This is a genomic window from Ectopseudomonas oleovorans (assembly GCF_029845265.1).
Classification (GTDB): domain Bacteria; phylum Pseudomonadota; class Gammaproteobacteria; order Pseudomonadales; family Pseudomonadaceae; genus Aquipseudomonas; species Aquipseudomonas oleovorans.
In genome coordinates, this window is the sequence record NZ_JAOCLK010000049.1 from 19,379 (window position 1) to 31,147 (window position 11,769).

At 64.7% G+C, this 11,769-nt stretch carries 11 protein-coding genes; 7 read left to right on the top strand and 4 right to left on the bottom strand.

All coding sequences use genetic code 11. The annotated features are described in order from the left end of the window. The first annotated feature begins 62 nt into the window (after positions 1–62). Both dprA and tsaC read left to right on the top strand, forming a co-directional pair. Entirely contained in the window at positions 63–1,178 is a 1,116-nt protein-coding gene (gene dprA, locus N5J71_RS19300; RefSeq protein WP_004422866.1) for a DNA-processing protein DprA, read from the top strand. A 77-nt stretch (positions 1,179–1,255) separates the two neighbouring features. Then, positions 1,256–1,813: an L-threonylcarbamoyladenylate synthase type 1 TsaC gene (tsaC, locus tag N5J71_RS19305; protein ID WP_004422868.1), complete on the top strand. Its 558-nt coding sequence runs from the start codon at positions 1,256–1,258 to the stop codon at positions 1,811–1,813. 74 nt (positions 1,814–1,887) lie between these two features. On the opposite strand, the gene N5J71_RS19310 is transcribed toward tsaC, so the two are convergent. Beyond that, positions 1,888–2,865, bottom strand: a complete 978-nt coding sequence (locus N5J71_RS19310; RefSeq protein ID WP_004422871.1) for an NADPH:quinone reductase — start codon at positions 2,863–2,865, stop codon at positions 1,888–1,890. A gap of 147 nt (positions 2,866–3,012) precedes the next feature. Between N5J71_RS19310 and hemF the strand changes: the two genes are divergently transcribed. The 3 genes from hemF (at position 3,013) to N5J71_RS19325 (ending at position 5,253) form a co-directional block, all read left to right on the top strand. Continuing rightward, entirely contained in the window at positions 3,013–3,927 is a 915-nt protein-coding gene (hemF, locus tag N5J71_RS19315; protein WP_004422872.1) for an oxygen-dependent coproporphyrinogen oxidase, read from the top strand. Positions 3,928–4,071: 144 nt separating this feature from the next. Next, positions 4,072–4,896, top strand: coding sequence for a shikimate dehydrogenase (aroE, locus tag N5J71_RS19320; protein ID WP_004422873.1), 825 nt, complete (start codon positions 4,072–4,074; stop codon positions 4,894–4,896). 6 nt (positions 4,897–4,902) lie between these two features. Then, positions 4,903–5,253 (top strand): DOPA 4,5-dioxygenase family protein, encoded by a 351-nt coding sequence (locus tag N5J71_RS19325; protein WP_279917432.1) that lies wholly within the window; start codon positions 4,903–4,905, stop codon positions 5,251–5,253. 22 nt (positions 5,254–5,275) lie between these two features. On the opposite strand, the gene N5J71_RS19330 is transcribed toward N5J71_RS19325, so the two are convergent. The 3 genes from N5J71_RS19330 to betC form a co-directional block, all read right to left on the bottom strand. Beyond that, on the bottom strand, positions 5,276–6,847 hold the full coding sequence (locus tag N5J71_RS19330; protein WP_004422877.1) for a SulP family inorganic anion transporter: 1,572 nt from the start codon (positions 6,845–6,847) through the stop codon (positions 5,276–5,278). 58 nt (positions 6,848–6,905) lie between these two features. Next, positions 6,906–7,826 (bottom strand): choline ABC transporter substrate-binding protein, encoded by a 921-nt coding sequence (gene choX / locus N5J71_RS19335; protein WP_279917433.1) that lies wholly within the window; start codon positions 7,824–7,826, stop codon positions 6,906–6,908. A gap of 209 nt (positions 7,827–8,035) precedes the next feature. Next, positions 8,036–9,544 (bottom strand): choline-sulfatase, encoded by a 1,509-nt coding sequence (gene betC, locus N5J71_RS19340; protein WP_279917434.1) that lies wholly within the window; start codon positions 9,542–9,544, stop codon positions 8,036–8,038. 113 nt (positions 9,545–9,657) lie between these two features. Between betC and N5J71_RS19345 the strand changes: the two genes are divergently transcribed. Together N5J71_RS19345 and pbpG are read left to right on the top strand one after the other, a co-directional pair. Beyond that, positions 9,658–10,578 carry a choline sulfate utilization transcriptional regulator gene (locus N5J71_RS19345; protein WP_104729527.1) on the top strand — a complete coding sequence of 307 codons (921 nt, stop codon included), beginning with the start codon at positions 9,658–9,660 and terminating at the stop codon, positions 10,576–10,578. Between the two features lie 113 nt (positions 10,579–10,691). After that, positions 10,692–11,594 carry a D-alanyl-D-alanine endopeptidase gene (pbpG, locus tag N5J71_RS19350; protein WP_279917435.1) on the top strand — a complete coding sequence of 301 codons (903 nt, stop codon included), beginning with the start codon at positions 10,692–10,694 and terminating at the stop codon, positions 11,592–11,594. Positions 11,595–11,769 lie beyond the last annotated feature (175 nt).

Sequence of the window (11,769 nt, forward strand, 5' to 3'; positions counted from 1 at the left end):
GTGCGGGGCTCGTGCTTTCAGGCCGCCAGGATGGCGGTGCAACTTTTCAGGGAAGAATCGCCATGCCTGCATCCTCCTCGCTTTCCCCCGCTGTTTCTCCTGCCGAGCTCGAAGCCCGCTTGCGTCTGCATCTATTGCCGGAGCTGGGGCCGCGACGCTTTCGCAAACTCCTGAGCGCTTTCGATAGCGCCTCGGCTGCGCTCAGTGCGCCGGCCAGCGCCTGGCGTGCGTTGGGGCTGCCGGCTGCCTGCGCCGAGCCCCGGCGCAGTGCGCAGATCCGCGAGCGAGCGGCGGCTGCCCTGCACTGGCTGGGTGAGCCTGATCAGCATGTGGTGATGTGGGACGATCCAGCCTACCCCGCCCTGCTTGCCGAGTTGGCGGATGCACCGCCGCTGTTGTTCGTCGCTGGCGATCCCGGTGTGCTGGAGGCGCCGCAACTGGCCATGGTCGGCAGTCGGCGTGCCTCGCGGCCCGGCCTGGATAACGCACGGGCCTTTGCCCGCAGCCTGGCGGGCGTCGGCTTCGTCATCACCAGTGGTCTGGCGTTGGGGATCGATGGTGCTGCGCATCAGGGGGCGTTGGAGGGTGGCGGCAAAACGGTGGCCGTGCTGGGCACCGGCTTGCAGTGTTTGTATCCGCGGCGGCATGTGGGGCTGGCGGCGCAGATCATCGAGCAAGGTGGCGCGCTGGTGTCAGAGTTGCCGCTGGACTGTCCGCCGCAGGCCAGTAATTTCCCGCGGCGCAACAGGATCATCAGCGGGTTGTCGCTGGGTGTACTGGTGGTCGAGGCCAGCCCGTCCAGTGGCTCGCTGATCACTGCGCGCCTGGCCGCCGAGCAGGGGCGCGAGGTCTACGCCATACCTGGCTCCATCCATCATCCTGGCGCGCGTGGCTGCCATCAGCTGATCCGTGATGGCGCCACCCTGGTGGAAAGCATCGAGCATATCCTCGAAGCCTTGCGTGGCTGGCAGACTCCAACCGCCGAGCCTGTATCGGTGCCGCTCGCTAGCGTCGAGCACCCATTGCTGGCCTTGCTGCATGCCGCGCCGCACAGCACCGAGGCGCTGGTGCAGGCCAGCGGTTGGCCGCTGTCACAGGTGCTGGGAGCTTTGACCGAGTTGGAGCTCGATGGCCTGGTGTGTAACGAAGCGGGGCGTTGGCTGGCGCGCAATCGTTAACAGGTTGTTAAGGCCCGTGGCAGGCAACCATTGGCTTGGATAGACTGCCGCCCATTGATTTCGCGGGAGAACAGTCGATGGCCAGCAACTGGCAGATACAGCAAACGGCGCGAGTGGTGCGTGAAGGGGGCGTGGTTGCCTATCCGACCGAGGCGGTCTGGGGCCTGGGCTGCGATCCCTGGAATGAAGAGGCGGTGTATCGCCTGCTGGCGCTCAAGGAGCGGCCGATGCACAAGGGGCTGATTCTGGTGGCCGATGACATCGGACAGTTCGACTTCCTGCTCGATGATCTGCCAGAGATCTGGCAGGAGCGCCTGGCCGGCAGCTGGCCAGGCCCGAATACCTGGCTGGTGCCGCATCATAACCGTCTGCCCGAGTGGGTTACCGGCGAGCACGACACCGTGGCCCTGCGCGTCAGCGATCATCCGCTGGTTCGTGCGTTGTGCCGCTATACCGGCCCGCTAATCTCCACCTCGGCCAACCCGGCGGGGCGCCCTTCAGCGCGTTCGCGTCTGCGCGTCGAGCAATATTTCCCGGGCGAGTTGGACAAGGTCCTTGGCGGCGCACTAGGTGGGCGCAAGAACCCCAGCCTGATTCGTGACCTGCGTACGGGCGATGTGATTCGCCCGTCCTGACTGGCCAATGCTCGCGGCTAAAGCCCCTCCCACGATTGTGGCAGCTGTGGGAGGGGCTTTAGCCGCGACTGTGTTTACGGCAGCAAAATGGTCGAGCCAGTGGTTTGCCGCGAGCTCAGCGCATCCTGTGCGGCAGCAGCGTCCTTGAGCGCGTAGCGATTACTGATGTCCACCTGCAGTTTTCCGCTGCTGATCATCGCGAACAGCTCGTCGGCCATGGCTTGCAGGTTCTGCGGCGTATTGGCGTAGCTCGCCAGGGTCGGCCGGGTGACGTACAGCGAGCCCTTCTGCGCCAGGATACCCAGGTTGACCCCGGTGACCGCGCCGGATGCGTTGCCGAAGCTGACCAGCAGGCCGCGCGGTGCCACGCAGTCCAGCGAGGTTTCCCAGGTGTCCTTGCCGACGCCGTCATATACAACCGGGCACTTGGCGCCGTCAGTCAACTCCAGCACGCGCTGGACGACATTCTCATGGCTGTAGTCGATGGTCTCCCAGGCTCCCAGTTCCTTGGCGAGTGCGGCCTTTTTCGCCGAGCTGACGGTGCCGATCAGATTCACGCCCAGCGCTTTGGCCCATTGGCAGGCGAAGGAGCCGACGCCACCAGCGGCGGCATGGAAGAGGATGGTCTCGCCGCCCTTGAGCTCGTAGGTCTGGCGCAACAGGTACTGCACGGTCAGGCCCTTGAGCATTACCGCAGCGGCCTGTTCGAAGCTGATGCTGTCCGGCAGGTGTACCAGGTTGTCGGCGGGCAGCACGTGCAGCTCGCTATAGGCGCCGAGCGGACCGGTGGCATAGGCGACGCGATCGCCGACCTTGAGACCTTCGACCTCGCTGCCAATCGCCTCGACCACGCCGGCACCTTCGGTGCCCAGGCTCGAAGGCAGCGCGGGCGGCTGGTACAAGCCGCTGCGGAAGTAGGTGTCGATGAAGTTCAGGCCGATGGCCTTGTTGGCCACGCGAACCTCGCGTGGGCCCGGCGCTGCCGGCTGGTAGTCACGGTATTCCAGCACTTCGCTGCCGCCGTGCTGGCTGAACTGAATACGCTTGGCCATCTCGGATTCCTTATTGGTTTGGAGCCGCTGCATGCGGCGAAAGGCTCTATCCAATCGTCCTGATTGACCGACGTCAACTGCGGATGTGCCTGGGTGAATGCTATGCTGCCCGCCGATTTCGACCTGCTCTCTGTTCAAGGTGCCGCCGTGACTGACCGTACCGAGGCCGTTAAGGCCTACCTGCTCGACCTGCAAGACCGCATCTGCTTTGCCCTGCAAGCCGAGGACGGCCAGGCCGTGTTCGCCGAGGACGCCTGGCAGCGTCCGGCCGGTGGTGGTGGGCGCACGCGGGTGATCGAGAACGGCGCGCTGATCGAAAAAGGCGGGGTGAATTTCTCCCACGTGTTCGGCGACAGCCTGCCGCCGTCGGCCAGCGCCCATCGCCCCGAGCTGGCCGGCCGTGGCTTCCAGGCCCTCGGCGTGTCGCTGGTGATCCATCCGGAAAACCCCTACGTGCCGACTTCGCACGCCAACGTGCGCTTCTTCAGTGCCGAGAAGGCAGGCGAGGAGCCGGTGTGGTGGTTCGGTGGTGGTTTCGACCTCACGCCCTACTACGCCAATGAAGAAGACTGCGTACACTGGCACCAGATCGCTCGTGACGCCTGCGCCCCCTTCGGCGCCGAGGTCTATCCCAAGTTCAAGGCCTGGTGCGACCGCTATTTCCATCTCAAGCACCGCGGTGAGCCGCGTGGTATTGGCGGGTTGTTCTTCGACGACCTCAACGAGTGGGACTTCGACACCAGCTTCGCCTTCATGCGCGCCATTGGTGATGCCTACATCCAGGCTTACCTGCCCATCGTTCAGCGCCGCAAGTCCATGCCCTTCGGCGAGCGTGAGCGTGAGTTCCAGGCCTTCCGTCGCGGCCGCTACGTGGAGTTCAACCTGGTGTTCGACCGCGGCACCCTGTTCGGCCTGCAGTCCGGCGGGCGTACCGAGTCAATCCTCATGTCGTTGCCGCCACATGTTCGTTGGGGCTACGACTGGAAGCCGGAGCCGGGCAGCGAGGAAGCTCGCCTGACCGAGTATTTCCTGACGGATCGTGATTGGCTGGCGCAGGCCTAGCTTCCATTCTCTCTTGTAGGAGCTGCGCCCCGCAGCGAATGACGGCGGCGTGTGCTACCGCGGCGAAGCAGAGGCTTCGCCCCGAGGCGGGGCTCCTACAGGACGGCGTCAGTTTCGTAGATTTCTACCGTTACAGGACTTTCCATGGACCGCTACTGCGTCTTCGGCAACCCCATCGGCCACAGCAAATCGCCGCTGATCCACCGCCTGTTCGCCGAGCAAACCGGCCAGGTGTTGACCTACGATGCACGCCTGGCGCCGCTGGACGACTTCACTGGCAATGCCCGCGCCTTTTTCGCCGAAGGCCTGGGCGGCAACGTCACCGTGCCGTTCAAGGAAGAGGCCTTTCGCCTGGCCGACGAACTCACCGAGCGCGCCCGTCGAGCCGGCGCGGTGAATACCCTGAAGAAACTGGCCGACGGTCGCCTGCTGGGTGACAACACCGACGGTGCTGGCTTGACCCGTGACCTGCAGGACAACGCCGGTTTCAGCTTGGCCGGCAAGCGCATCCTCGTGCTCGGTGCCGGCGGTGCCGTGCGCGGTGTGCTCGAACCCTTCCTGGCGCAGAAGCCGGCGGTGCTGGTGATCGCCAACCGTACCGTGGCCAAGGCCGAACAACTGGTGCGTGAATTTGCCGACCTAGGCCCGCTGGTGGCCGCTGGCTTCGACTGGATCGATGCGCCGGTGGACCTGATCGTCAACGGCACTTCCGCCAGCCTCGGTGGTGAGCTGCCGCCGATTGCGCCGAGCCTGATCCAGCCCGGTCATACCGTCTGCTACGACATGATGTACGGCCGTGAGGCGACCGCCTTCAACCGCTGGGCAGCCGAGCAGGGCGCGGCGCGCTGCCTGGATGGCCTCGGCATGCTGGTCGAGCAGGCGGCCGAGGCGTTCGAGCTATGGCGTGGCGTGCGCCCTGACACGGCGCCGGTGCTGGCTGAGCTGCGCCGTCAACTACTGGCGGGTTGAACGGGCATGGACGAACAAGCGCTGCCGAGGATCAGGGGCTATCACACCCATGTTTACTTCGACGCCAGCACCCTCGATCAGGCCCGTGCGCTGTGCGAAGAAGCCGCGCGGCTTTTTCCTCTGAAGATGGGACGGATGCACGAGCGTCCAGTCGGGCCACACCCGGATTGGAGCTGTCAGCTGGCCTTTCGTCCTGACCTGTTCGGTGAGCTGGTGCCCTGGCTGATGCAACACCGCAATGGCCTCAACGTGCTGGTGCACCCGATCACTGACAACGAGCTGCGCGACCACCGCGACTGGCCGCTATGGCTCGGTCAGGTGCGCCCGCTGGATCTGAGCACGCTCGCAGACGAATGATGGTTAGGACGAGCGGTCTTGCTCAATCCTCGAACAACACCGGGCAGCGCTCGGCGCCTTCGAGCTTGAGGATTTCCTCCACTACCTGTGGCCGCGCCTGGCGCAGCACCAGGCTGCGTTTCAGCGCCTGCAGGCGGCGCGCCTCCTGGTGCAGCATCTCTACCCCGGCGTAGTCGATGAAGTTGATGTGCCGCGCATCGATCACCAGGCGCTGACCCCGGCTGCGTTGCAGCAGTTGCTGGATGTACTGGCAGGCGCCGAAGAAGATCGAGCCCTCGATGCGCAGCACCTCGTCTTCGCCGTCCTGCCACAGGCGCACGCGCGGCTGCGAGGTGCGCTTGAGGTAGAAGAACAGCGAGGCCAGCACGCCGGCGTAGATCGCCGTCTGCAGCTCCAGCACCAGGGTGGCGGCGAAGGTCAGCAGCATCACCATGAACTCGGAGCGACTGACCCGACGTAGTGCACGGATCGCCGGCAGATCCACCAGGCCCCAGCAAATCAGCAGGATGCCGGCCGCCATCACCGGCAGCGGGATATGCGTCAGCAGCGCTGCGCCAAACACCGCGAACAGCGCCACCAGCAGCGCCGAGAACACTCCGGCCAACGGCGTACGTGCACCGGCCTGCAGGTTCAGCGCCGAGCGGGTGAAGGAGCCGGCTGACAGCGAGGCAGAGAACCACGGCCCGATCATGTTCGACAGGCCCTGGGCGCGCACTTCCTGGTTGGCATCGAGAAACTGGTGTGACTTCACTGCCAGCGCGCGGGCGATGGACAGGCTGGTGACCAGCCCGAGCATGCCGCAGGCCACCGCTGCCGGTAGCAGACGCAGCACGTCGTCGAGGTCGAAACTCAGCATGGTCAAAGGCGGCAGGCCTCCTTCGAACGGTGCCACCAGGGCGATGTCAGCGGTGAACCGTGCCGGTAGTAGCCACGCCAGCAGACTGCCGCAGACCAGGCCGATCAGCAGTGCGGGGGCCTTTGGCCAGAGTTTGCGCACGGCCACGCTGAGCAGCAGGGTGAAGGCCGCCAGGGCCAGACTCGGCCAGTGCGCTTCGGGCAGGTGCTGGCCGATCTGCAGCAGGCTGGTCAGGGCCGTGGGTTGGTTGGCGACCTCGACGCCGAGCAGATTGGGCATCTGCCCGATGGCGATCACCAGCGCCGCGCCGAGGGTGAAGCCGAGTACCACCGACTGCGAGACGAAGTTCACCAGGGCGCCGAAGCGCAGCATACCTAGCAGCCACTGGAACAGCCCGGCGAGAAAGGTCAGCAGCAGGATCAGGGCGATGAATTCGTCGCTGCCGATGCGCGCCATGGGGCTGACGCTGGTGAACAGGACGATGGAGATAGCCGCTGTCGGCCCGCAGATCAGGTGCCAGGACGAGCCCCACAGACAGGCGATGATCACCGGCACGATGGCGGCGTACAGGCCGTATTCGGCGGGCAGGCCGGCAATCAGCGCGTAGGCCAGCGATTGCGGCAGGGCCAGGATGGCGCCAGTCAGGCCCACCAGCAGGTCGTTGCCGAGGGTCTTGCGGCTGATGCCAGGCAACCAGCGGAGAAACGGCAGCAGGGTCTGTCGGTCAGGTAGGCGCATGATTTGAGTCGAGGGTGGGTCGCAGGCGATTCCACCCTACTCACTTGCCGCGGTTAATTCAAAGCCGCGCCTTCACGGCGGCCAGGCCGTCGCCACCGTCGCGGGTGGTCACGCCGTCCAGCCAGCCATCGAGCACCTGCGGGTTGGCCTGCAGCCAGGCCTTGATCGCAGCGTCGTTGCTGGCCTGCTTGTTCAGCACCTGATCCATGATGCTGTTCTCCATCTCCTGGGTGAAAGTCAGGTTGCTTAGCAGCTTGCCGACGTTGGGGCACTGCGCGGCGTAGCCCTTGCGCGCCAGGGTGTTGACCTCGCCGCTGTCGCCGAAATATTTCTCGCCGCCTTTCAGATACTGCATGTCGTACTGCACGTTCATCGGGTGCGGGGTCCAGCCGAGGAAGACCACGAACTGATCGCGTTTCACCGCGCGGCCGACCTGCACCAGCATCGCCTGTTCGCTGGACTCCACCAGCTTCCAGTCACCCAGGCCGAACTCGTCGGCGGCGATCATCTGCCTGATCGACTCGTTGGCGGGTGAGCCGGAGGCGATGCCGTAGAGCTTCTTGCCAAACTTGTCGGCATGCTTGTCCAGATCGGCGAAGGTCTTCACCCCGGCCTCATAGGCATAGGTCGGGACCGCCAGGGTGTACTCGGTGCCTGCGAGGTTCTGCGCCAGCTTGTCCACTTCTCCGCTGGCGACGAACTTGTCGTAGTTGCTCTGCTGCGCCGGCATCCAGTTGCCGAGGAAGACGTCGACCTGGCCCTTCTGCAGGCCGGCGAAGATGATCGGCACGGCCAGGGTCTGGGTTTGTGCCTTGTAGCCCAGGCCGTCGAACAGGAAGCTGGCGATGCCGTTGGTCACGGCGATGTCGCTCCAGCCCGGGTCACCCAGCTTGACCGTGGCGCAGGCGGCGTCCTCGGCCCATACGTCCCCGGCGCTGCTGAGCGCTGCCGCGAGTAACAGCACACTGAATCGGTTCATGGCGTCTCTCCTTTTTTCTTCTGGTTTGGGCACCTCTAAAAACGTAGGCGAGGCAGCCAGCGCAAGGCAAAAACAGGCGAAAAAGCGCAGTTTACGAGCTGTAAATGAGCATTTTGATCGGACTCGCGCACGAGCCTGTTTTTAACGCAGTGATGGCAACGCAGGTAGTTTTTAGAGGTGTCCTTTTGGGGGCGGCAGTTGGTAAAGGTTCATACCTGGGGAAAACGGGCGCGGCGTTCCAGGTCGTCGAGATCGATATGGTTGCGCATGTACTGTTGGCTGGCATCGACCCAGGGCTGGTGATCCCAACTGGTCAGCTTGCCTTGGCTCAGCGCCTCGGCCACCAGACGGCGGCGGCGCTGGCTGGCGAGAGTGGCGGCGTGGATGGCCGGGATGTCCCAGCGCTCGCGCGCTTCGGCGATGAAACCGGCAAGGATGCCGCGATGCTCGCTGGACTCGGCCAGGTTCTGACGTTCGAGCGGGTCGCTGTCCAGATCGAACAGCAGCAGTGGATCCTGCTCGGAATAGACGAACTTCCATGGCCCGCGGCGAATCATCATCAGCGGGCTGAGCGTGCCTTCGGCCATGTATTCGCCGAGCACTTCATCATGGCCGCCCTTGCCTTGCAGATGCGGCAGTAGCGAGTGACCTTCCAGCTCCAGGCCCTGCTCGACCTGGCCGCCGGCCAGTTCCACCAGCGTTGGCAGCAGATCGAGAGTGGAGACCGACTGACTGACCCGATGCGCGGTGAAGCGCTGCGGTGCATGCACCAGCAACGGCACGCGGGCGGACATTTCGAACCAGTGCATCTTGTACCAGAGGCCGCGCTCACCCAGCATGTCGCCATGGTCGCCAGAGAAGACAATCAGGGTGTCGTCGGCCAGGCCACACTCTTGCAGGGTCTTCAGCAACTTGCCGATGTTGTCGTCGATATAGCTGCAGGCACCGAAGTAGGCGCGGCGGGCGTCGCGGATCTTGTCCTCGGGCAGCGGCTTGTCCCACAGGTCTATGACCTTGAGGATGCGCTGCGAGTGCGAGTCCTGCTCGGCCTGCTCGAGGTGTTGGCGCGGCAGAGGAATGTCCACGCCCTCGTAGCGATCCCAGTATTCGCGGCCGATGGTGTAGGGGTCATGCGGGTGGGTCATCGACACGGTCAGGCAGAACGGCTGATCCGGACTCATGCGCACGTGGTCGTAGAGGTACTGGCGGGCCTTGAACACCACCTCCTCGTCGAAATCCAGCTGGTTGCTGCGTACGCAGGGGCCGGCCTGCAGCACCGAGGACATGTTGTGGTACCAACTGGCGCGCACGTCCGGCTCGTCCCAGTTCACCGCCCAGCCGTAGTCGGCGGGATAGATGTCGCTGGTCAGGCGCTCCTCGTAACCGTGCAGCTGGTCCGGCCCGCAGAAGTGCATCTTGCCCGATAGCGCAGTGCGGTAGCCGAGGCGGCGCAGGTAATGGGCGTAGGTCGGCACATCGGCGGGGAAATCGGCGGCATTGTCGTAGGCGCCGATCTTCGATGGCAGCCGCCCGCTGACCAGGGTGAAGCGCGACGGCGCGCAGAGCGGGCTGTTGCAGTAGGCCGAGTCGAACACCACGGCCTGCTCGGCCAGTTTCATCAGGTTGGGCATCTGCACTGGCGAGGCGGCGTCGTGCAGCGGCAGGATCGGCGCGGCCATCTGGTCGGCCATGATGAAGAGGATGTTCGGGCGCTTCATGGTGGCGGGTATTCCATATTGTTGGTTTATGCGACAGTGCTGGCTCCATGATTCCGGTAGAACGGCAGCAGGGTAAACCCGGCTGTGAAACATGCCTCGGATAAGCAGAGCTTATGTTTAAAGTCATTGATGGGCTGTCGCTCGACGCCCTGCGGGTGTTCGAGTCGGCCGCGCGCCAGCTCAGTTTCACCGCCGCCGCCAACGAGCTGGGTAGTAGCCAGCCGGCCATCAGCCAGCAGATCAAGCGTCTGGAGCAGCAACTGGCCACGCGCCTGTTCGACCGTATCTATCGCGGCATTGTGCTGACCGAGGCCGGCGAGCTGTTGCTGGCGCATGTGCAGGAAGGGCTGGCCAGCCTCGATGCCGGGCTCGTCGCCGTCACCGCGCGCCAGCAGCATGAAGTGCTGCAGGTGGCCACCGACTTCGCCTTCGCCGCCTACTGGTTGATGCCGCGTCTGCAGCGCTTCAACCGCCTGTACCCGGAGGTGGACGTCAGCCTGATCACCAGCGAGCGCGACCCGGCCACGGTACCCAGCGATATCGACGTGGCGATCCGTTTTGGCGACGGTCGTTTCAAGCATGGCGAAGCGTACCTGCTGTTCGGCGAAGAGGTGTTTCCGGTGTGCAGCCCGCGTCTGCTCGGCGAGCGCCAGCTACCGCTACCGACGGAGGTTCTGAGTGAGCTGCCGCTGCTGCACCTGCGCCCCGAGCACCGCTCGCGCTGGTTCGACTGGGAGGGATTGTTCCGCGCCCTCGGCATCGCCAGCCTGCCGACACCCGGCGCGTTGCGTTTCGACAACTACACCCTGCTGATCCAGGCGGCGATTGCCGGGCAGGGCGTGGCCATCGGCTGGCGCCATCTGGTGGATGAACTTCTGGCTCAGGGGCTGCTCTGTCGTCTGGGTGAGGCCGAGGCGCATTCGGCGCGTGGCTATTACCTGGTACTACCCGAGCGCAAGCGTCGCCAGCGCCTGACCGCGCGTTTCGTCGACTGGTTGCAGGCCGAGCTGGATTCGCCAGCAGCGAGCGTTTGATCGGGCCATACTGCAATAGCCAAGCGTGATCCTTATACTGGTCGCCGCCGCTCTAGCCGGTCGTTTTTCATCGCCTGCCAGCGGCCCCCACACTCCAACCGGTGAAGTGAACCGTGAAACTCCGTCATTCGATTTTGGGCCTGCTGCTGTGCGGCAGCCTTGTTGTTTCGAACCTCCAGGCCGCGCCGGCCCAGCCGAAGCAGGAGCTGGCTGCTGGTAGCGCATTGCTGATCGACCTGAAGACTGGCCAGGAGCTCTATTCCAGCAATCCGGATCTGCGCCTGCCGGTCGCCTCGGTCACCAAGCTGATGACCGCCATGGTGGTGCTCGATGCCAAGCTGCCGCTGGACGAGGTGCTGCCAATCACCATCCGCGACACCCAGGAAATGCAGGGTGTGTTCTCCCGCGTGCGTATCGGCAGCGAGATCACCCGCCGCGAGATGCTACACCTGGCGCTGATGTCCTCGGAGAACCGCGCCGCCGCCAGCCTTGCGCACCATTACCCGGGCGGCCATGGTGCCTTCGTTGCAGCCATGAACGCCAAGGCCAGGGCATTGGGCATGCACAACAGCCATTTCGTCGAGCCTACCGGCCTGTCCGAACTGAATGTCGCCACCGCGCGCGACCTGGCGCTGATGGTCAAGGCGGCCAACCAGTATGCGCTGATTCACCAGTTCAGCACCGACTCCGAAGCCACCGTGGCCTTCCGCAAGCCCAACTACACCCTGGGCTTTCGCAACACCAACGCGTTGGTGCGCAAGGCGGACTGGAACATCAACCTGAGCAAGACCGGCTTCACCAACGCTGCCGGCCGCTGCCTGGTGATGGCCACCACCATCGCCAACCGCCCGGTGGCGTTCGTGGTACTCGGCGCCTTCGGCAAGTACACCCACATGGCCGACGCCAACCGTCTCAAGCGCTGGATGGAGACTGGCAAGGTCACTCCGGTGCCGGCTGCGGCGCTCAGCTACAAGCAGCAGAAGCTGGCCGAGTGGAGTCTGCAGGCCGCGCAGTAAGACGCTGTGCACGCCCTGCAGGGCCAGCACGAGACGCAAAGTGTAGGAGCCCCGCCTCGGGGCGAAGCCTCGGACTTCTGCGTCGCCAGCCCCGTAGCATTCGCCGCGGGGCGCGGCTCCTACGCCGGCTATCGGAAAAAGGGCGACTCGATGAGTCGCCCTTTTCGTTATGCCT